The 19,881-nt window shown below is 58.4% G+C and carries 24 protein-coding genes; 12 read left to right on the top strand and 12 right to left on the bottom strand.

Translation table 11 applies throughout. The features are described 5' to 3' along the window. The first annotated feature begins 155 nt into the window (after nucleotides 1-155). Genes pgsA through BXY66_RS18870 form a run of 3 tightly spaced genes read left to right on the top strand, consistent with a single transcriptional unit; the run spans nucleotide 156 to nucleotide 1,519 of the window. Nucleotides 156-815, top strand: a complete 660-nt coding sequence (gene pgsA / locus BXY66_RS18880; protein ID WP_132861969.1) for a CDP-diacylglycerol--glycerol-3-phosphate 3-phosphatidyltransferase — start codon at nucleotides 156-158, stop codon at nucleotides 813-815. A 4-nt stretch (nucleotides 816-819) separates the two neighbouring features. Beyond that, a complete protein-coding gene (moaD, locus tag BXY66_RS18875; protein ID WP_132861968.1) occupies nucleotides 820-1,065 on the top strand; it encodes a molybdopterin converting factor subunit 1 in 246 nt (81 codons plus the stop codon). A 10-nt stretch (nucleotides 1,066-1,075) separates the two neighbouring features. Then, entirely contained in the window at nucleotides 1,076-1,519 is a 444-nt protein-coding gene (locus BXY66_RS18870; protein WP_132861967.1) for a molybdenum cofactor biosynthesis protein MoaE, read from the top strand. A 138-nt stretch (nucleotides 1,520-1,657) separates the two neighbouring features. On the opposite strand, the gene BXY66_RS18865 is transcribed toward BXY66_RS18870, so the two are convergent. After that, entirely contained in the window at nucleotides 1,658-3,040 is a 1,383-nt protein-coding gene (locus BXY66_RS18865) for a pyridoxal phosphate-dependent decarboxylase family protein (RefSeq protein WP_132861966.1), read from the bottom strand. A gap of 48 nt (nucleotides 3,041-3,088) precedes the next feature. Between BXY66_RS18865 and BXY66_RS18860 the strand changes: the two genes are divergently transcribed. Further along, the gene (locus tag BXY66_RS18860; protein WP_132861965.1) at nucleotides 3,089-3,418 is read left to right on the top strand and encodes an ArsR/SmtB family transcription factor; all 330 of its coding nucleotides are present in this window, start codon (nucleotides 3,089-3,091) and stop codon (nucleotides 3,416-3,418) included. A gap of 72 nt (nucleotides 3,419-3,490) precedes the next feature. Here BXY66_RS18860 and BXY66_RS18855 read toward each other — a convergent pair whose 3' ends face one another. From BXY66_RS18855 to ubiA, 3 genes are read right to left on the bottom strand one after another with little or no spacing between them, the layout of a single operon-like run. Then, nucleotides 3,491-3,817, bottom strand: coding sequence for a hypothetical protein (locus BXY66_RS18855; RefSeq protein ID WP_132861964.1), 327 nt, complete (start codon nucleotides 3,815-3,817; stop codon nucleotides 3,491-3,493). Next, nucleotides 3,804-5,930: an OmpA family protein gene (locus BXY66_RS18850; protein ID WP_132861963.1), complete on the bottom strand. Its 2,127-nt coding sequence runs from the start codon at nucleotides 5,928-5,930 to the stop codon at nucleotides 3,804-3,806. Before BXY66_RS18850 ends, BXY66_RS18855 begins: the two co-directional genes overlap by 14 nt. Before the next feature lie 57 nt (nucleotides 5,931-5,987). Continuing rightward, nucleotides 5,988-6,968, bottom strand: a complete 981-nt coding sequence (gene ubiA / locus BXY66_RS18845) for a 4-hydroxybenzoate octaprenyltransferase (RefSeq protein ID WP_243694437.1) — start codon at nucleotides 6,966-6,968, stop codon at nucleotides 5,988-5,990. Nucleotides 6,969-6,980: 12 nt separating this feature from the next. On the opposite strand from ubiA, the gene BXY66_RS18840 reads away from it, so the two are divergent. The 4 genes from BXY66_RS18840 (at nucleotide 6,981) to BXY66_RS18825 (ending at nucleotide 10,506) form a co-directional block, all read left to right on the top strand. Next, nucleotides 6,981-7,706, top strand: coding sequence for a 16S rRNA (uracil(1498)-N(3))-methyltransferase (locus BXY66_RS18840; RefSeq protein ID WP_132861961.1), 726 nt, complete (start codon nucleotides 6,981-6,983; stop codon nucleotides 7,704-7,706). Then, nucleotides 7,703-8,548: a GNAT family N-acetyltransferase gene (locus tag BXY66_RS18835; RefSeq protein ID WP_132861960.1), complete on the top strand. Its 846-nt coding sequence runs from the start codon at nucleotides 7,703-7,705 to the stop codon at nucleotides 8,546-8,548. Before BXY66_RS18840 ends, BXY66_RS18835 begins: the two co-directional genes overlap by 4 nt. Continuing rightward, nucleotides 8,545-9,054 (top strand): hypothetical protein, encoded by a 510-nt coding sequence (locus tag BXY66_RS18830; protein WP_132861959.1) that lies wholly within the window; start codon nucleotides 8,545-8,547, stop codon nucleotides 9,052-9,054. The genes BXY66_RS18835 and BXY66_RS18830 overlap by 4 nt, the downstream gene beginning before the upstream one ends. 81 nt (nucleotides 9,055-9,135) lie before the next feature. Continuing rightward, nucleotides 9,136-10,506 carry a glutamate--cysteine ligase gene (locus tag BXY66_RS18825; protein WP_132861958.1) on the top strand — a complete coding sequence of 457 codons (1,371 nt, stop codon included), beginning with the start codon at nucleotides 9,136-9,138 and terminating at the stop codon, nucleotides 10,504-10,506. On the opposite strand, the gene BXY66_RS18820 is transcribed toward BXY66_RS18825, so the two are convergent. The 8 genes from BXY66_RS18820 to BXY66_RS18785 all read right to left on the bottom strand — a co-directional run bounded on the left by BXY66_RS18820 (nucleotide 10,500) and on the right by BXY66_RS18785 (nucleotide 16,180). Further along, entirely contained in the window at nucleotides 10,500-10,931 is a 432-nt protein-coding gene (locus tag BXY66_RS18820; RefSeq protein WP_132861957.1) for a hypothetical protein, read from the bottom strand. The two genes, BXY66_RS18825 and BXY66_RS18820, sit on opposite strands and share 7 nt — an antisense overlap. A gap of 96 nt (nucleotides 10,932-11,027) precedes the next feature. Further along, nucleotides 11,028-11,468 (bottom strand): hypothetical protein, encoded by a 441-nt coding sequence (locus tag BXY66_RS18815; protein ID WP_132861956.1) that lies wholly within the window; start codon nucleotides 11,466-11,468, stop codon nucleotides 11,028-11,030. Nucleotides 11,469-11,642: 174 nt separating this feature from the next. Beyond that, nucleotides 11,643-12,251: a glycerol-3-phosphate 1-O-acyltransferase PlsY gene (gene plsY, locus BXY66_RS18810; protein WP_132861955.1), complete on the bottom strand. Its 609-nt coding sequence runs from the start codon at nucleotides 12,249-12,251 to the stop codon at nucleotides 11,643-11,645. Next, entirely contained in the window at nucleotides 12,252-13,529 is a 1,278-nt protein-coding gene (gene pyrC, locus BXY66_RS18805; RefSeq protein WP_132861954.1) for a dihydroorotase, read from the bottom strand. It abuts the gene before it with no gap. 64 nt (nucleotides 13,530-13,593) lie between these two features. After that, nucleotides 13,594-14,046, bottom strand: a complete 453-nt coding sequence (locus BXY66_RS18800; RefSeq protein ID WP_243694436.1) for a hypothetical protein — start codon at nucleotides 14,044-14,046, stop codon at nucleotides 13,594-13,596. Further along, nucleotides 14,043-14,549 carry a hypothetical protein gene (locus BXY66_RS18795; protein ID WP_132861953.1) on the bottom strand — a complete coding sequence of 169 codons (507 nt, stop codon included), beginning with the start codon at nucleotides 14,547-14,549 and terminating at the stop codon, nucleotides 14,043-14,045. Before BXY66_RS18795 ends, BXY66_RS18800 begins: the two co-directional genes overlap by 4 nt. Beyond that, nucleotides 14,546-15,106, bottom strand: coding sequence for a hypothetical protein (locus tag BXY66_RS18790; protein WP_132861952.1), 561 nt, complete (start codon nucleotides 15,104-15,106; stop codon nucleotides 14,546-14,548). Before BXY66_RS18790 ends, BXY66_RS18795 begins: the two co-directional genes overlap by 4 nt. A gap of 108 nt (nucleotides 15,107-15,214) precedes the next feature. Beyond that, the gene (locus BXY66_RS18785; RefSeq protein ID WP_132861951.1) at nucleotides 15,215-16,180 is read right to left on the bottom strand and encodes an aspartate carbamoyltransferase catalytic subunit; all 966 of its coding nucleotides are present in this window, start codon (nucleotides 16,178-16,180) and stop codon (nucleotides 15,215-15,217) included. Between the two features lie 173 nt (nucleotides 16,181-16,353). Between BXY66_RS18785 and BXY66_RS18780 the strand changes: the two genes are divergently transcribed. From BXY66_RS18780 to BXY66_RS18765, 4 genes are all read left to right on the top strand, one after another. After that, nucleotides 16,354-17,136: a uracil-DNA glycosylase gene (locus BXY66_RS18780; protein WP_132861950.1), complete on the top strand. Its 783-nt coding sequence runs from the start codon at nucleotides 16,354-16,356 to the stop codon at nucleotides 17,134-17,136. Then, nucleotides 17,133-17,738, top strand: a complete 606-nt coding sequence (locus BXY66_RS18775; RefSeq protein WP_132861949.1) for a metallophosphoesterase family protein — start codon at nucleotides 17,133-17,135, stop codon at nucleotides 17,736-17,738. The genes BXY66_RS18780 and BXY66_RS18775 overlap by 4 nt, the downstream gene beginning before the upstream one ends. A 3-nt stretch (nucleotides 17,739-17,741) precedes the next feature. Beyond that, the gene (moaB, locus tag BXY66_RS18770; protein ID WP_132861948.1) at nucleotides 17,742-18,284 is read left to right on the top strand and encodes a molybdenum cofactor biosynthesis protein B; all 543 of its coding nucleotides are present in this window, start codon (nucleotides 17,742-17,744) and stop codon (nucleotides 18,282-18,284) included. 140 nt (nucleotides 18,285-18,424) lie between these two features. Further along, the gene (locus BXY66_RS18765) at nucleotides 18,425-19,879 is read left to right on the top strand and encodes an efflux RND transporter periplasmic adaptor subunit (RefSeq protein ID WP_132861947.1); all 1,455 of its coding nucleotides are present in this window, start codon (nucleotides 18,425-18,427) and stop codon (nucleotides 19,877-19,879) included. Nucleotides 19,880-19,881 lie beyond the last annotated feature (2 nt).

Below are 19,881 nucleotides of genomic sequence, written 5' to 3'. Positions count from 1 at the left end.
TCCTTGTTTTGCTTGCGCTGCGCCCATGATCCACTAGAGGATCGAGGTCTATCGGCGACACATTGTTCGATGGGGCTGATACAGCGAACGCGACAAAGACGACGACGACCATCGTTGGGGTTTCCGTAGCGGGCAAAAGGCCTTAGGAAGTGGCTATGACTTGGAATATTCCCAATATGCTGTCGGTCCTGCGTCTTGTTGCGGCGCCGATGATCGCTGTGATGTTTCTATATTTTACAAGGCCTTATGCGGACTGGTTTGCGCTGTGCCTGTTCGTCTTGGCATCTGTGACAGACTGGTTTGATGGCTACCTTGCGCGGCTTTGGAAGCAAGAGACCCGATTGGGGGCAATGATCGATCCAATCGCAGATAAGGCCATGGTCGTGATCGCGCTGATGGTGATTGTGGGCTATTCATCAATGTCGCCGTGGCTTGTTTTGCCTGCAACTGTGATACTCTTTCGTGAAGTGTTTGTTTCCGGCTTGCGAGAGTTTCTTGGCGATGTTGCCGGCACATTGAAAGTCACAAAGCTCGCCAAATGGAAGACTGCGACACAGATGGTGGCGATTGCCTTTCTGTTCGGGCAGGGCGTGTTCGAACACTACCTTGGAATGTCTGTGTTAGGCATGGATCCAAGTATTGTGGATCAGATCATGACAGGACAGCTTGAGGATACCTTGGGCCTGCATTGGAAACATGCGGGAATGGTTTGGTCTGGCTGGATTGGCATGGTGCTTCTGTGGGTTGCTGCCGCTTTGACCGCTGTCACAGGGTATGATTATTTCAGCAAAGCTCGGCCGCACTTGAAGGATTGAGAATATGGATGTTCTGTATTTCGCGTGGGTTCGCGAGCGAATTGGTGTTCCGAAGGAAGCCGTTGAGACAAATGCGAAAACCGTTTCCGAACTGGTCGAAGAACTCCGTGGGCGAGAGGAGCGCTACGAGGCTGCTTTTGCAGATTTGAGTGCTTTGCGAGTGGCGGTCGATCAGGAGCTGACCGACTTTGATGCGAGCCTTGAGGGCGTGCGCGAAGTGGCGTTTTTCCCCCCAATGACAGGCGGTTAAGAGAAGTTCCATGCGCGTTGTTGTTCAGGAAGAGCCGTTTGATTTTGGCCGCGAGGCACAGGAATTTGCCAGCGGGCACAGCAACATGGGCGCAATAGTCACCTTCACCGGTGTGGTGCGCGATGCCGACAAAGGCGGCATGGATCGGATGGTGATTGAGCACTATCCCGGCATGACCCAGAAGGCGCTGGAGAAGATTGCCGAAGAAGCGGTAAGCCGTTGGGATCTTGGGGATGTTTTGGTCATCCACCGCCATGGTGAGCTGCGTCAGGGCGATATGATCATGATGGTCGCCACCGCCTCGCGGCATCGTGTGAATGCCTTTGAGGCGGCGGAATATTTGATGGATTACTTGAAGTCCCGCGCGCCGTTCTGGAAGAAAGAATACACTGCGGGCGGCGCCGAGTGGGTTGCGGCAAAAAACGAAGATGAGGACGCGCTGAGCCGCTGGTGATGCAGGTGGGTTAACCGTTGAAACCCCTTCGTTTGGTGCGTCGGTATTACGTCGGTATCGCGACTGTTTTACGGAGGTGCGTGGTTTTGCGACCGCGCGGCCGACGGGCGTAAACCCACCGCGCAGTGCACCGTCGCTTTAGGCAACAGCTTGTGAATTGAGAACCGTCTCTCGCGCTTTGACGATGGCGGCGACCAGCCGGTCGATGTCCGCGTCTGAAGTGGCCCAGTTGGAGACGCTCAGGCGGAAGCCGCTTTGACCCTGCCAGGCGGCGCCGCCAAACCATGCCTCACCAGACGCCTGCACCTCTGCGGTGATTGCGGCGCAGAGCTCCGGGCTGTCGGGCAGGGTTACAAACACCTGATTGAAGTGCACGTCGTGTGGGACGGTGAAGCCTTCATTGCGTAGGGCGTCTGCGAGGCGGGTGGCTTTGTTGTGGAAGCCAAGGATCATGTCGTTGAGCCCCTCGCGGCCAAGTGAGAGCAGGGCGGCGTAGGTTTCCGCACCCCGGGCGGCGCGGCTGAACTCTGGCGTCAGGTCGGCGGGCGAGGGATCGGTGGGCGGCAGGTAAGCGGCGCCGATGGCCATGGAGGCGCGCATCTCTTCAGGATGGCGGCAGAGGGCCAGGCCGGAGTCATACGGCGCGTTGAGAGTTTTGTGGGCGTCCACCACCCAACTGTCGGCTTTCTCAAGGCCTGTGAGAGCGTTGGTCAGGTCGGGCACCGCGCGGGCCCAGAGGCCAAAGGCACCATCGACATGTAGCCACGCGCCCGCAGCTTGGCAGGCGTCGGCGATATTCCCAATCGGATCAAAGGCGCCGGTGCAGACGTTGCCAGCCTGCGCCAGCACAATGCAGGAGGCATCAAGCGGGGGCAGCTTGTCAGCACGCATGCGGCCTTGGGTGTCGGTAGGGACGCGTTCGATAATTTCGGAGCCAAGGCCAATCAGGCGCAGGGATTTGAGCACGGTGGCGTGGATTTCGGCGCTGGCGACCACGCGCAGGGCAGGCGCGCCGAGCAGGCCTTTGCCGCGCGGGTGGCCGAGGCACGCCAGCAAGGTGTCGCGCGCGGTTGCCAGCAGGGTCATGTTGGCCACGGTCGCGCCGGTGGTGAAGGCGCCTCCGGTCTGGGCGGGCAGGTTGAGCAGGTCGATGATCCAGCGCACGGCAGTTTGTTCCATCTGCATCACCGACGGCCCGGTGTCTGCGTTGGCGCATTGGTCCCAGGCGGAGAGCAAAGCGCGGGCACCGGAGGCGGCAGGCAGTGCGCCGCCGATGACATAGCCGAAGTAGCGGCCCGCGGCGGAGGCGACGGTGCCGGGGCTGCCGGCGTCTTGCATCAGTGAGAGCACGTCATTGGGGCTGTGGCCACTTTGCGGGAGTGCGATGTCGAGTGCGGGGAGTTGGGCCGTGTCTGCATTCACTTGTCGGTTGGTGAGCGCGGTCAGGTGGTCTGCGCCAAGTTTTGCACCTTGCGCGAAGGCTTGGGCTTGGCGGGCGAGGGGATCTGAGGGTATGGTCATATCGAGATCAGTCTATATAGGGAATCAACTATATTGATAATTGACGATATGATTGGGGAGTCAACTGAGTCGGTGACGGCGCAGGCAAAAGTCTTTGCCGCGCTGTCCAGCCCGGTACGCTTGCAGATCATGCTTTGGCTGCTGGACCCGCGCCCGCATTTCGCCCCGCAGGTGGATGGGGATTTGGTGGACGATGGCGTTTGTGTGGGGCGGATTGTCGACAAGCTGGATCTGTCTCAGCCCACGGTGAGCGCACATATGAAGAAGCTGAGCGCGGCTGGATTGGTGCGCGGCAAGAAGATCAACAACTGGATTTTCTATAAGCCGCAGCGGCAGGTGCTGCAGGCGGCCGGTGTGGTGTTGGGTACGTCAAAGTAGGCCGTTGGATAGGGTCACAAAAAGGCCAGCCTCCGGAAAGAGACTGGCCTTTGGTGTTTCTAGGGTGTCGCCTTATGAAGCGTTCAATCGCTCCACGTAGGCGCGCATTTCTTCTGCTTCTGCGCGCGCATCGCGCAGGCCGTCCATGGCGGCACGCAGTTCAGCTTCGGTCTGGGTGAGCTGGTTGGTCAGCTCGGCCTCGCGCTGTTGCAGGTAGGTGATCGCCTGATCCCGTGTTTCTTCCGCTTCGTGAAGCTCTTGGCTCATGCGCTCCAATTCATCCACGTCAGACTGTGCCACGCGGGTGAAACGGTGCACCAGCCAGTTGGCAAACCAGCCCATGCAGAACGCGACAAACAGGATCACTGCGGTGGTCAGGATGAACTCAGTTCTGGTCATTTGTGGTCTCCTCGCCTACCGGTGCCGTTTCTTCGGCCTGTCCCGTGGTGGCGGTTTCTGCTTCTGCCTCACTTCCGGTGTCGGACTCTTCGGCGCCGGTGTCAACGGCTTCGGACGCAGTTTCCGTTGTTGCAGTTTCCGTTTCTGCAGGGGCTTCAGTGGTCTCCGCAGGTGTCTCCTCTGCCGTCTCTTCCGAAGCTGGCGCAGCTTCAGCGCCCGCGGTTTGCTCTTCGGACGTAGCTTCTGCGTCGGTGGCTGTTGCTTCGGATTCGTCGCCTTCGGCCGTGGCCTCCCCGGCTTCCGGCGTTACCAGCACAAACTCGATACGGCGGTTGGCTTCGCGGCCTTCTTCGGTTTCGTTGTCGGCGATGGGCTGGCTCTCGCCATACCCTTTGGCAACAAACCCTTTGGTGAGGATGCGACGATCCTGTAGCGCAGTCAGAACGGATTGTGCACGGGTCTGACTCAGGGCCTGGTTCATGGACTCGCGCCCCTGGCTGTCGGTGTGCCCTTGGATTTCGAGTTGCATTTCGGGGCAGTCGGAAATTTTGACGGCGATGCTATCCAGAATATCGGCGGCGGAGGCATCCAATGTACCCGAGCCGGGTTCAAACGTGATTTTGTTGTCCTTGGCGAAAGCCTGAATGTCCGCGATGCATTCCTCGACAGTCGGCAATGCCGCCAGTGGGTCGAGTTCTTCTACATACAGCACATCGATCGAAAAGTTGTCGGTGGAGGACAACTTGTCCGCCAGAATTTGAGCGATCCGCGCGTTGGTTTCGGTGTCACCGGTTTTTCCGGTCACGGAGATCGATTCAGGAGTGACCAGTAACTTGCCATGATGCAGTTGTGCCAAGGCGTCCAGCCCCGCCATCACACGGAACGGCCAGCTTTGAGGCAGGGTTTCGTCAAGGCGGGCAGCCATATAGACCTGTTCGGAACCGAATTTGGCGTGGGCGTAGCTTTCGGTTGTATCGCGGGAGATTTCATTTGCGAGTCGTCCACGCAGCGCAACAAGTCCTTCTGGACTGAGTGTTGCTGTGAATTCGGGTGTTGTGCCTTCTGCGTCGGTCTCGGGCGCTTCGGGCAAGGTTGCGGTCAGCGCGAACACGTCCGGCAAGTCACTGTCCAACTCGCCGACAACGCGGTCAAACAAAGCCTGTTCAGTGCCCATAGCCGCGGTCAGGGTAATGTCGGCATCCGAGAACGTGACCGATCCATGCCCCAGTTCGGCAAGGCCGTCGATGGCTGTCTCAACGGCTGCCGCCCAATTCGGGGAGGGCACACCCAGACCGATTGTGCAATCGGTCCGACCGGCAGGAAGACCTGCGTTGCGGGCCGCTGTCAGGATACGCGTGCGGGCACGGTCGGTGTCCGCTGAGCAGGCGTCAAATCGGGATCCGTTTTCGTCGATCAGGAACCGCAAGGTAAAAGGGGTGATGACAGGACGCGGTGCGGAGATGTTGAGGTTGACGTCCACAACGCTCGGAGAATTGCGAACCAGCTTGGCCGAAAGTTCCTGACGGTCTTCGGGGCTGTTGGCCATTGCGGTGATGCTGACTTGTCCGGCCTCGACGGAGATTTTCGAGCGAGGCAAGTCGCGCAGCGCGCTTATGGCGTAGTTCAGGCTTTCCTGCCACGCGATGGGCGCATCGTATTCCGCGGTTTCCAGCAGATCGGTGACGTCCTGTGTTCCGGCAAGCTTGCGGATCGAGCGCAGGATGCCGTCACGGTCGGAGTTCTCGGGGATCAATCCGATGAGCGAGATACCGGCATCGTTGCGCAAGATTTCTACTGAGAACCGGGGTGGCGCTATGTCGGCTGTGGCGGTGACTTGCATATTGTCGATCACCCGTGCCGCGTCGACGATTCGACCGGCTGCGGTCATGGCACGGAACCGGTCGGCTTCGGTCGGGGCTGTGCCAGCCAGAAACACCTGAAGGCCTTCCGCGTGCACTTCTGTCCAATCCTGTCCAGCCAACGAGAGCTCGCGTTTAACGGCTTCCTTGGAGGTGTTTTCGATCAGGTCGGCAGACAAGCTGGCGGCTACGACCGACAGGAGCCCGGCAGTGGCGAAGGTCGCGAAGACGATAAGAAGGGAGGAGAGTCGCATTCAGGTCTTATTTTTCTGGTCTGGGCGATAGATACGCGCTGAGGGTCGGGCTTGCAATCACAGGAACAGGGCGAAACCGAAAAACGCGACGGCGATCAAGCCCGTGTCTCGGTTGGATCTGAAGAGCATCAGTAAGCGGTCGGGGTCGTCGGTTTTGAGCATCCGGAGCTGCCATTGCATGTGCCAGCCCATGATTACAGGCCCCAGAAGAGCGATGAGCAGGGCGATGGCGGACGCTTCTATTGCCGCCATAACTGTGGCAACGCCCATCAGCGAAACGGTCAGGATCAAGAAGAATTGAAGCCACTGTGGGGTTTTTTCAGCGAACAGGCGTGCGGTGGATTTGACACCGATCAGCGCATCGTCCTCCGTGTCCTGATGTGCGTAGATCGTGTCGTAAAAAAGCGTCCAGGCGATTCCGGCGGCATAAAGAGCGATGGCGGGAGCCTGAAGCTCGCCGGTGTGAGCTGTCCATGCTAGCAGCGCACCCCAGTTGAACGCGATGCCGAGAAAAACCTGTGGCCACCACGTAAACCGTTTGGCGAAAGGATAGATCGCAACGGGCAGGAGCGACAGAATGCCCAGAAAAATCGCGGCCGTGTTGAATGTGAGCAGGATGCCGAAGGCGATGGCCGCCTGAAGGACCATCCATGCGGCAGCCTGTTTGGCGGTGACTTGGCCCGAGGGGATTGGGCGGGAGCGGGTGCGCTCGACCTGTGCATCGAACTCTCGATCAGTGATGTCGTTCCAAGTACAGCCTGCACCGCGCATCAGGAAGGATCCGAGCGCGCAACCCACTGCGATCCAGAGATCGTTCAGAGAGGCTTCTTGAGTGCTGAGCATTGCAAGGGCAAGACCCATCCAACATGGCAGCAGGAGGAGCCACGTGCCAATTGGCCGGTCGGCGCGGGACAGGCGCAGATACGGACGGGAGAACGCGGGCGCGATATGGTCGACCCAATTGCCTTTGACGGCATCAGAGACCTGACCTTTGGGGTCTTGCGCGGTTGGTTCTTCCGTTGGGCGCGTGTCGGCCATATGTAGGTTCCCATGAAACAGGCAAAAGTCAGATTGTATGTAGAGCAGGGGCTGGGGGAAGGGCAAACCATTCCTCTGGTGCGGGACCAAGCGCATTACTTGTTCGGCGTGATGCGGATGGCCGTTGGCGACCCGGTTTTGGTGTTTAACGGCCGCGATGGTGAATGGTATTGCGAGATCAGTATTGCCAATAAGCGCAACGGGGAGTTGGTCTGTTGTAAACAGACGAAGCCGTTGCAGATGCCGCCCGACCTGTGGCTGTGTTTCGCGCCGATCAAGAAGGCGCGTACTGATTTTATCGTAGAGAAAGCAGCTGAGATGGGTGCGGCACGGATCGTGCCGGTGGCGACTGAGTTTACCAATTCCGAACGCATCAGGCAGGACCGGTTGCAGGCCCATGCGGTTGAGGCGGCAGAGCAATGTGGCGGGACTTATGTGCCTGAAGTGGCCGAGCTGACCAAGTTGGAGCGGCTGTTGACTGAGTGGCCTGATGGGCGGCAGTTGATGTTTTGTGATGAGGCAGAGGTTGGCGCGGCCAAGCAGCTGGCAGCATCCTCTGCGAAACAGTGGGCCATTCTGATTGGACCGGAAGGCGGCTTTTCGGAAGGGGAAAGGGCGAAGCTTAAGTCCTTGCCGTTTGCGCATGTGGTCAGTTTGGGGCCGCGGATCTTGCGGGCGGATACGGCTGCAGTGGCTGCCATGACGATTTGGCAGCAAGCGCTGGGCGACTGGTCATGAGCTGGGAGGAGGTCGGCGGAAATGATCTGGACAAGGTTGTCGTGTTCCTCAAGGAACGTATCCAGAGTTCGATGTTTTTCCTGAGCAATCTCGAGGCACATGGACTTGGCAGCAGCGACGCCTACGGGATGCGGGTATGGGCGCAGACCGGTTCCACGCTGGGTGTGTTCGGCATCAGCAACAGTGGGTTCATTCTCCTGCAAGCACCCGACGCTAGGGCTGTTGACTGGGCCGCCACTGCTCCCATGTGGCGAGGGCGAAAGTTATTGGGATGTAGTGGGGATTCCCGACAAGTTGCGGATTTTCTGGAAGCAACCGGATTGGCTGGTTGTCCAATGGCGTTCAACCCTGAAGAGCCTGGCTATGTTCTCGCGCTTGACCAGATGCTGATCCCTGACTGCGCCGGTTTTGAAGTCGTTCCGATTGACGACAGTCTGCGTTTGTTGGCGACACAGTGGCGAGCCGTTTATCACGGGGAAGTTTTGGGAACGCCTGAGGCACAGCGTTACGCGGCAGCAGCAGAGGATATAGACGGGTATATTGCGCGGGGCAGCCACCGGATCTTGTTCAAACAGGGTCTGCCGGTTGCAATGACTGGTTTCAATGCCCAAGCGGGAGACGCTGTGCAGATCGGAGCTGTGTTCACCCCACCGGAAACGCGCGGGCAAGGGCTGGCGCGGCGGGCTGTGGCGCTGCATTTGGCAGAGGCGCGAGAGCGAGGTGTCAAGCAGGCCATCCTGTTTGCTGCCAACGAACCTGCTGCGCGAGCCTATGAGGCCATCGGATTTCAGCGCAAAGGTAGCATGTCGATGGCAATGTTCCATGGGGAGGACGCACAGTGAGTTTCATAAGACCTGAAGCGCAGGCTGCCATCGCGAAGTGGCGAGAGGTTCTGATAGGGCTTGGCGTTTTGGCCATCGGTCTCTTGTGGGCCAGCGGCGCTGGTATTTTGCGTTGGGTGGGGTTTGCTGTGGTGATCGCCGGCATCGCCTTGGTCGTCAGTGGCATCCAGCGTGCCCGTTTTCGACGGGGCGCCGGTGGACCGGGTGTTGTGCAAGTCGACGAAGGCGAAGTCGCATATTTCGGGCCGCTCAACGGCGGCAGCGTGTCTATCCGAGGATTGAGCCGCCTTGTGCTTGACGGGCGGAGCAAACCCGCAGTTTGGGCGCTATACCAACCGGGACGTCAACCGCTTCACATCCCTGTGAATGCTGAAGGGGGGGAGACGCTGTTTGATGCGTTCGCCAGTTTGCCGGGGCTGCAAACCGAACAAATGTTGGTAAAACTACAGGAGCAGAAGCCGGAGCCAGTGTTGATCTGGGCAAAGGATGACCGTCGTCTGAGTTAACTGTGCGCGAGAGCACATTGACAGTCCCGACAAATCGGCCCACCACTGAACGCCACGACAGTTTTGGAGCGGAGCGAGCCCATGTCCATTCCCCAGTCCGGCGGCGGCCCGATTGAGCATCACGACCAGTTGGCAGAGTACCTGTCTTCGGGCTGTAAACCCCGTGAAGACTGGCGCATTGGCACGGAACACGAGAAATTCGGGTACTGCAAGGACACGCACAAGCCTTTGCCCTATGAAGGCGAGCGTTCGATTCTGGCGGTCCTGGAAGGGCTGCGTGACGGCCACGGCTGGACCCCTCTGGAAGAAGGCGGCAAGCTGATCGGTCTTGAAAAGGATGGTGCGAACGTCAGTCTTGAACCGGGTGGCCAGTTGGAGCTGTCCGGTGCGCCGCTTGAAAACATCCACCAGACCTGTGACGAAGTGAATGAGCATCTTCGCGATGTGAAAGATATCGCCGACAAGATCGGGGTCGGCTTTATTGGTCTGGGTGCGGCACCGGAGTGGACGCACGAGGAAATGCCGGTGATGCCGAAGGGGCGTTACAAGCTGATGACCGACTACATGGACCGGGTCGGCACTATGGGGAAAACCATGATGTACCGGACTTGCACTGTGCAGGTGAACCTCGACTTTGAAAGCGAGGCGGACATGGTGCAGAAACTGCGCGTCGCCCTAAGCCTGCAGCCAGTGGCGACGGCTCTGTTTGCCAACTCTCCATTCCTTGACGGCAAACCCAACGGGCACAAGAGCTGGCGCAGCCGTGTTTGGCGCGATCTGGACGCCGCGCGGACGGGTATGCTGCCATTTGTTTTCGAGGATGGCTTCGGTTTCGAGCGCTGGGTTCAGTATGGACTCGATGTGCCTATGTATTTCGTCTACCGCGACGGGAAATACATTGATGCGCTGGGCATGTCCTTCCGCGACTTTCTCAAAGGTGAATTGCCTGCACTTCCAGGGGAAACTCCGACGCTGAGCGACTGGGCAGACCACCTGACCACAGCATTTCCTGAAGCGCGGATAAAGAAATACATGGAGATGCGGGGCGCGGATGGTGGACCCTGGCGGCGCCTTTGCGCATTACCTGCTTTCTGGGTGGGGCTGATGTATGATCAGACGGCTTTGGACGCCGCATGGGACATTGCCAAAGGATGGGACGACGAGACACGAGAAGCGTTGCGAGTGGCAGCAAGCGTCGACGGCCTGCAGGCCGAAGTCGGTGGCCTGAAAATGCACGATCTGGCGCGGGAAGTATTGGCGATATCCGAGGCCGGGCTGAAAGCGCGGGCGCGCCCGGGCGCGGGCGGGTTGGTGCCGGACGAGACACACTTCCTGAATGCTCTGAAAGACAGTGTCGAAAGCGGCAAAGTGCCCGCGGACGAATTGTTGGACCGTTTTCACGGCGACTGGAACGGCGATCTAAGCCGGATTTATGGGGACTACAGCTACTGAGCTGCCATAACCGCTGATGCTGTGAAGTGCGTCACGGCTTCCCCTGGAAGATCCATAGTGGCCAGGGCTTCCTCAAGGTCGTCGCTGACGTCGATGCTGTATTGCGCGCCGATCACTTTGGACAGCGACGTTATCATTGTCACGACATGTGGTGAAAGCTTGCCGCCCTTGACGAGATAGTAGCTTTTCTCCCAGAGCGCATCCTGGTTGATCTCTTGAATGAGTTTGAGGGTCGCCATGACCTCTCCGAACCCGACATCGAACTGCTCCATTTCTGAGAAATCGAGCACTTCGGCGCGGACCGTAGGTGGCACTTTTGCGATAACCTCAGTGGCTTTTGACTGCACTTCTCCGTGGGTCACGACGCCTGTGAAGGTGAAATACATGATGTCGAGCGCGTCGATGTAACGGGCGTGAATCGGCATGGTATGGTCCGGACTTGTAGAATTTGCGGCACTCTGGTGTGTGGAAGCAAATAAATACCTAACAAGTGAAGTTTTTCGGAAGGTTTCCGGTATCGGTCATACGAGATGCAGCGGAGGCATGAAATGCCTCGGCAATAGACGCAGGCTTTCCGCCGGGAGCTTCAACTCGCGCACGGCATCTGAGGGTGCAGTAACCACTATGATTGGCATCTCCTGACCATGTCCGGCCAGAAGCTCCAGAAGCAGATCGACCCCAGGACAACTCGCGCTGGCCGGTCGCAAAATGCATAGTTTGTGAAGTCTGCCGATCTCGCTGTGTTGCCATGCGATTTCATCGGCAATGGCACAGATGAGAGATGGGGTGATTGCAAGTTCTGTGACGTCGGTCAGGTCGATTATCTCTGCCAATTCCGAAAAACTATCTGCTTGAGGCAGGGTGCCAGCCAGCCGTGCACTGACGTCTTCTTTTGAAACGCTGCCCACAAAACGGCTGTAGATGAGAGGGAACTGCGGGAAAACTTCAAAGTGGACCGGCAATTTACACCCTCCTGAGGAACACATGGGGGATTTTCCGCCCTGAGTATGCGGATGTTTTTGGGCATACTCGTTAAAGAAGAGTTGAGGGACAGGAGAAATTAAGACTTCGGGCGCAATTCCGCCAGAAAGCGCTCGAAATAGATGTGTGATTTGGGCCGTTGCGGGCCGTCAGGTTCAGGATTTCTGCCCAATACGCGGTTCTGTACCGGCGCGCATGCGTTTGATGTTTTCGCGGTGACGCCAGAAAACGATGATTGTCAGTACAACACCTAGCAAAAATGCTTCTGATTGGCCCAGGATCACCATCCATACCGTGGACATACCCGCAGAGAACAGTGCTCCGAATGAGGAAATCCGAGAGACGGCCGCGCCGACCAGCCATGTAAGGCAACAGGCAATTCCGACGGGCCAGGCGAGAGCCAAAATCAGCCCGAGGAATGTCGCAACACCCTTGCCGCCCCTGAATTTGAGCCAGACAGGATAACAGTGACCAATAAAGGCCATAAGGCCCGCGATCTGTGCGGCATCTTCGCCAGCCAATCCGCGCGCAAGCAACACTGCTGCGGCGCCCTTGCCGCCATCAAGAACGAGCGTCAGCGCGGCTGCTTTCTTTGAGCCGGTCCGCAACACATTGGTGGCCCCAATGTTGCCGGATCCGATATCACGCAAATTGCCGAGCCCCATTACTTTGGCTAGAACCATGCCAAAGGGGACCGACCCCAAGAGATATCCAAGCACCGCCCAGAGCATCAGGACGGTGGGGGTCGAATCGATCAAGGGCATTTAGTCTCTCCGGTAGACGGCCTTTCCGGCCACGTAAGTGGCGTGCACCTTACCCTGCATCTTGGCGCCGTCAAACGGAGTGTTCTTGGATTTGGACTGCAGTTTGAAGCGGTCCAGAATGAACGGAGCGTCAGGATCAAAAACGACGAAGTCGGCCGGCGCACCTTCTTCGATCCGGCCAGCTGGCAATCCGAGACGGTTCGCTGGGTTGAGAGCCATAGCCTTGAATAGCTGAGGCAGAGACAGGTCGCCGTTCTGATAAAGCTGCATGGCTGCGGGCAGCAGAGTTTCCAGGCCCACTGCGCCTGAGGCGGCTTCCTCAAAAGGCAAGCGCTTGGATTCTTCGTCCTGCGGCGTATGCATGGAGCAGATCACATCTATCAGGCCCGTTTTAACCGCTTCGACCAACGCGAGTCGGTCTTCTTCGGCCCGCAGTGGCGGCTTGACCTTGTAGAAAGTTCGGTAGTCAGCAACGTCCAGTTCGTTGAGCGTAAGGTGGTGGATCGAAGTACCCGCAGTCACATCGAAGCCGTTTTTCTTGGCGCGTTCCAATGCAGGGAGGGCGCGTGCGGCTGTGATTTGATCCGCGTGGTATTTAACACCCGTCATTTCCACGAGCGCCAGATCACGGTCCAACCCCATACGTTCCGCCATTGGGGACACGGCAGGCAGGCCCCGTAATGCGGCAAATTTCGAGGCATTGGCGGCAGCACCCTTGGACAACCCCGGGTCCTGTGGATGGCCCATTACCAGAGCCCCATTGGCACGGGCATAGGTCATTGCGCGGCTAAGCACCTTGTTGTTGGTGACGACATGGTCGCAGTCGGTGAAGGCAATCGCGCCAGCATCCATTAGGAAACCGATTTCCGTCATCTCCTTGCCTTCGCGCCCCTTGGTCAAAGCGGCCATCGACACCACGTTGACCGGGGCGGCCTCATTGGCACGGCGTTCTACGAACTCAAGCACTTCAGGGGTATCAATCGCGGGCAGCGTGTCGGGGCGGGTAACCATTGTGGTGACACCACCAGCAGCGGCGGCCAAGCCGGCGGTTTTGTAGCTTTCCTTGTGTCGCTCTCCGGGCTCACAGACCTTGACCCCAATGTCCACAATGCCCGGCGCGAGACATTTTCCGTTGCAGTTTACAATCTCATCCGCGCTTTCGGGGGAAACGCCATCGCCAAACGCCACGATCAGGCCATCTCGCACAAGCACCCAACCGGGAGCATCGCTGTTGCGGGCGGGATCGATCAGGCGGGCGTTGGTGAAGAGTGTGGTCATTGGGGCTCTCCTTGGAAGGCGCAAATGCAGGCAATGAGTGGGGTTGTGCTACGGCGATCGAGCGTCATGTCTGACCTCCAGCCTGAGATGACTGGATTGCAGCGATGGTTTTCGCAGGGTCAGCCTGAAACTTTATGAGATGTTTATCGCCGGAGTGGGTCACTATCTGGACAACGGAGCCCAGAGTGTTGAGTTCCTTGATCTCACCCAGACGGATGGCTTTGGTGCCCGGGCCGAGAACTCGCTGATTGGTCAGATCCCAACGCGCCGCTAGCTCTTCGCTCATTAGGTAGGCTGTGCGGACGGCGATGGCTGCAAGGCCGCCGACGGCGCCGGTCCAAACGTGCGGATTGCCCATGGCCCAAAGCGCAATCATGCCAAATGCCATCGCCCCTGCAGCCAGCCACGCGGATGACCGAATATAAGTCATGCGGTCTGCCGTGAAACTCTGCAGCACGGTCTCATCCATATTCAACTCGGTTTTCGGGGCCATGCGGGCTTCGTCTTTTCTGCTCATGAGGTACCCCCGGCGGATTGCGCGGACCTGTATGTGGAAACCGCGGTGTTGATTTCAGCGGCGACGCCTTTGCGATCTTTCAGGAAGGGCAGGATCATTGCGCCACGCGGCAAAAGTCGCAGACGTACAGACCACCACATCCAACCTTTGGCGGTGCCGCAATCTGACAGAGACAGGCTGTCGGGCTCACTTTCGTCCATCGGGTTCACGAAAATCAGACGCCAGTTTGTCAAAACCCAGTGATCGTCGCGGCGTTGTCGCCATTCAAAAACATCATCAAACAGGAAAGCGTAAAGCGCGGCGGAGACCAGGATGCTGATGGTCCACGACAAAACGCCGGATAGATCGGTAAAGACAAAAATCAGCCTGCCAAGCACAACAGCAGTGAGAAGGGACACCACAACCAGCTTGCGCAAGAACGGCCCAAAGGCCGGTTGCCAAATCGCGATAAGGTCCTCGTCATCGTGCAGCCGGATGGTGTCGGGCAATTGGGGTTGGCTCATTTCGCACTTCCCCAAAGAAACAATAGGCCCAGAACGAGCGCCGCGGCAGGCAAGGCAAGTATGGCCAAAAGAACCGTTTTGTATGGGTTCGAAGTAACAGGTTTGGGGGGCACATCCAGAGGCGCACCCTTGGCACCGGCGGACGGCAATGGATCATAGCGAACCCGCGCGCCCTCTTCCTTGTAGGTGCCCAGCCACCTTAGCGGGCGGCGCGGGGAGAGGGTCTGTTCGGTGCGGCCAAATGCGGAGGACAAGACAACCAGTACCCAACCGCGCTGAGCGGACAGGCGGTTGCCGTCCTCCTGTACGTCGCGCTCGGATATTCCCAAGCCCTGCACCATGTATCCCGGAAGGCCGAGACCCTCGAGATCACGCACGTTAAAGAGCTCGATGTAGTCTTCGTCGAGATCAAAAGCTCCGAGTGCGTTGGCCAGCGGCCAGTCGATCAGTTCACCGTCGCCGTCAAAAACGGACTCGCGAAACGCCTCGACCTCCTCAGACGGCAAGTCGACGGCGAAAAGCCGCACCAGACCGCGTTCTGAGGCCGAGACATGCACGCGCTCAGCCTCCGATCCAGATCATGAGACCGACAAAGGCAAACATGACAATCAGAGCCACGGTTGCGACGCGGCCGCTCATCTTCGGATCTTTGGGATCTTCCACGTTTAGACCTCGACCGGATGATTGGCAGCTTCGGCCCGTCGGGCGCGCAGATTCTGCGCCAGAAGGTCCATTGCTGCGGCACGGACAGCGACGCCCATCTCGACCTGCTCCTGAATGACGGAGCGGGTTGGGTGGTCGGCGATCTCGCTGTCGATCTCAACACCGCGGTTCATAGGGCCCGGGTGCATGATGATTGCGTCATCCTTGGCGTTCGCCAGTTTGGCGGCGTCCAGACCGTAGCGGTGATAGTATTCCCGTTCGGACGGGATGAAGCCGCCGTCCATGCGTTCTTTCTGAAGGCGTAGCATCATCACGACGTCCACGTCTTTTAGGCCTTCTTCCATATCTTCGTATATCTCGGCGCCGAAGTTCTTGAAGCTGCCCGGAACCAGCGTGGGAGGCCCGATCAGCCGCACGCGGTTTTCCATCTTGTTCAGCAGAATCAAGTTGGAACGCGCCACCCGGCTGTGGGCGATGTCACCGCAGATCGCTACGTTGAGGCGATGGATGCGGCCCTTGGCGCGTCGAATTGTTAGCGCGTCAAGAAGTGCTTGGGTTGGGTGTTCGTGGCGACCGTCACCCGCGTTCAGGACAGCACAGTTCACTTTCTGTGCCAGCAAGTCCACAGCGCCTGAGTGCGGGTGCCGCACGACAAGAAGATCGGGGTGCATGGCATTCAAGGTTGTCGCCGTATCGATCAGGGTTTCGCCTTTTTTGATCGAGCTGGCCTGCATCGCCATGTTCATTACATCCGCGCCAAGGCGCTTGCCTGCAATTTCGAAACTGGCCTGTGTGCGGGTCGAGTTCTCGAAGAACATGTTTATCTGGGTCATGCCTTTGAGCGCAGTGGAATGCTTGTCCTCGGTGCGCGCCTGATCGGCGTAACTGTCAGCAAGATCGAGAATAGAGGTGATTTCGTCGGGCCGCAGGGGCTCGATCCCCAGAAGATGATTGTGGCCAAAGGTCATTGGGGCTCTCCTTCTGTCTCGATCGCGCCGCTTATATGGAGACCCTTTTTGCAGGGCAAGCGTGGCATTGGACACTGGCTGCATGGCCGCTATGAAAATTCGTAAAATCGGCGGGTATTTGCCGGAAATTGCATGGTCTTTTACCACCTTGGCAGAGACGTTAGTGTTTGGCCATGGAATCGGCACTTGATTATTACACAGCGGAAGCGCTTTTGGCCTGGCAGGTGGAACTCGGCGCCACGGAAGCGATGCTGGATTCGCCGGTCAACCGCTATGAAACGCCAAAAGAAGCTCCCAAGCCCAAGGTTACGCCCCCGCCTGTCGATGCACCGCCGCAAAAGGTTCAGATCGATACTGTGGTTGAGGCGAGGAAGGCTGTAGCCGATGTCGCCGACCTTGACGGGCTTAGGGCAGCAATGGCGGCCTTTGATCACTGTGAGCTGAAGCGCGGCGCTCGAAACCTTGTCTTTGCGGACGGCAACCCGGCAGCGCGTGTCATGATCATCGGCGAGGCCCCGGGGCGTGACGAGGACCGTGAAGGCAAACCTTTTGTAGGGCGTGCCGGGCAGCTTTTGGATCGGATGTTCGGCGCAATTGACATGGGGCGGGAAGTGCCTTTGTCCAAAGATGCGATTTACATCACGAATGTATTGCCTTGGCGCCCACCGCAAAACCGTGATCCCAAGCCTGAAGAAATTGCCATGCTGAAACCGTTTCTGGAGCGGCACGTAGAGATTGTTGCGCCCGATCTCATCGTCTTGATGGGCAATATTGCTTGCGATGCTGTGCTTGGCCGGAGAGGGATCACGCGACTGCGGGGGAATTGGCAGGAAGCGTTCGGCAAGCCTGTGATGCCCATGTTCCATCCTGCTTACCTTTTGCGCCAACCAGGGATGAAACGCGAGGCTTGGGCAGATTTGTTAAGCCTGAAGGCCAAGCTGGAGGAAATTTCGTGAAGGTACTGGCCTTTTCGGACTTGCATCGCGCAGCACCGGCGGCGCGCAGGCTTGTGGAAATGAGCCGGAATGCTGATTTGGTGATCGCGGCGGGAGACTTCACCAATCACCGATTGGATTTGGAAGGGGCGATGGCCTTACTTGACGGCCTGAAAGGGCCCGTGGTGATGGTGCCCGGCAACAATGAGAGCGAAGACGAATTACGCGGCGCTGCGCCTGAGAATGCTGTGGTTTTGCACGGGGAAACGACCGAAGTGGCGGGGCTGAAACTTTTTGGCATCGGCTACGCTATCCCTGTCACACCTTTCAAGGATTGGTCCTGTGACCTGACCGAGGCACAAGGAGCGGAGCTTTTGTCCGGATGTGAAGACGTGGACGTATTGATCACGCATTCACCGCCGAAAGGCGTCGTGGATAAGACATCGCAAGGCGTTTCGCTGGGGTCGACAGCTGTTTTGCAGGCAATCGAGCGTATTCAACCTCCGTTGGTCGTCTGCGGACATATTCACGACTGTTGGGGACGGAGTGCCATGGTAGGCGAAAGCCATGTCGCGAACCTCGGTCCGGCGGGAACGTGGTTTGAAGTTGAGCCCAAAGGATAAGCAATGAGCAGGATCGACGAGAGCAAAGAATTTATTCCCGTACGGATTGCTGTTCTGACAGTGAGTGACACGCGCTCGTTGGCAGAGGACCGCTCCGGCGACACCCTTGTGGCGCGTCTTGAAGATGCGGGTCACAAGCTGGCTGACCGAAAAATAGTGCAGGACGAGCGTGCACTTATCGCGGCGCAATTGCGCGACTGGTGTGAGAGCGATGCAGTGGATGTGATCATTTCTACAGGCGGCACAGGCCTTACCGGGCGCGATGTGACGGTAGAGGCTCATCGGGACGTTTACGAAAAGGAAATCGAAGCCTTTGGAACGGTCTTCACGATGGTAAGTATGCAAAAGATAGGTACCAGTGCTGTTCAAAGCCGTGCCACTGGCGGGGTCACTGACGGCACCTACCTTTTCGCGCTGCCTGGGAGTACGGGCGCTTGCAAGGATGCATGGGACGAAATCCTCAAGTGGCAACTCGACTATCGCCACCGTCCCTGTAACTTTGTCGAGATCATGCCGCGACTTGATGAACACATGCGTCGAAAGTGAGTTTCAGTTTTGGGGGACATTTCCCCGAAGTTTTTTCGACGGATGTTCGTGGCAAGTGCGTATCACCCTAAGTTGCCTTGGCATTTCGCGGTGTCGGGCGCATCATAAACGCCGAGCGACGTAGAGGGAGACGGAGCCAGATGCGGTTTTTGAGACAAAGCCTTACAGGGCTTTTCCTGCTGGCGGTGACCGCCGGGCTTCTGCTTTTTGCGGGCAATCTGGTTCGCGGTGCGCTCGAAGAGCGTTTGGCGCGTGACAACAGCGGACCACCGGCACGGGAACGTGTTTTTTCGGTGAATGTCGTTGAAGCAGAAGCAGGCCGTATCGCGCCGGAGCTTGTGGCGTTTGGGGAGGTGCAGTCGCGTCGTTCCCTTGAAGTGCGAGCGTCGGCGCCGGGCGCAATTATCCAGCTTTCGGAAAACTTTGAAGATGGCGCGCGTGTGAACGCAGGAGAGGTTCTTGTGCAGGTCGATCCAAGCAAGGCTCGCTTTGCGCTGGATCGATTGGCCAACGATCTTTTGGATGCCGAGGCAGAAGACCGTGACGCGGTGCGCACGCTGAAGCTTGCCCAAGATGAGCTCGCTTCAGCTGAGGCACAGCTGGCGTTAAGGCAGAAGGCGTTTGACCGGCAGGTTGATCTCCAGTCGCGCGGTGTCGGGACGGCTGCGGCGGTCGAAACGGCGGAACTTGCTTTGTCGTCAGCACGGCAGGCGGTGCTTTCCAACCGGCGGTCCGTGGCGCAGGGCGAGGCGCGCATCGATCAGGCGGAAACACGCCTCGAACGTACGCGCATCGCATTGGCCGAAGCCGAGCGCGATTTGGATGACACGATAATACGGGCAGATTTTGCCGGAACTTTATCTGAGGTGAATGCCGTCGAGGGCGGGTTGGTTTCGATGAACGAGCGCCTTGCAACCTTGATCGACCCCTTGTCACTTGAGGTGGCGTTTCGCGTTTCCACGCCACAATACGTGCGGTTGCTTGATGAGGACGACCGGTTGCATCAATCCGAAGTGACGGTATCGCTGGATGTGATGGGCACGGACCTGCAGGCGACTGGCGTGATCACCCGTGATGCAGCGGCAGTGGGCGAGGGCCAGACCGGGCGGGTTCTTTATGCGCGGCTAGACGGCGCCCGGGGGCTGAAACCCGGCGATTTTGTCACGGTACGTGTTCAGGAGCCGGAGTTGGAGCGGGTGGTTCGGTTGCCTGCGACCGCTCTGGATGCAGCAGGCACGGTGCTTGTGGTGGGCGAAGAGGACCGGTTGGACACGCTAAATGTCACTTTGCTGCGCCGGCAGGGTGACTCGGTTCTGGTGCGTGGACGCGGGCTGACGGGGCAGCGTGTTGTGACGCGGCGCACGCCGCTTTTGGGCGCTGGCATCAAGGTCAAACCGATCGGACCCGCAGGAGAAATACCCGAGGCTCCCGCGATGGTCGCTCTGAGCGATGAGGAGCGGCAAAGGTTTGTGACGGCCATCGAAGCCAATGATCGCATACCGGGCGATGTGAAAAAGAGGATGCTCAATGCCTTGAGCCAGCCCGAAGTGCCTGCGCAGATGGTGGAACGTCTGCGCGCACGGATGGGAGGCTGACC

The sequence above is a fragment of the Shimia isoporae genome (genome assembly GCF_004346865.1).
In the GTDB taxonomy this organism is placed as follows: Bacteria; Pseudomonadota; Alphaproteobacteria; order Rhodobacterales; family Rhodobacteraceae; genus Shimia; species Shimia isoporae.
Note: the sequence above shows the minus strand (reverse complement) of the source record. Positions and strands in the feature narration are given on the sequence as shown.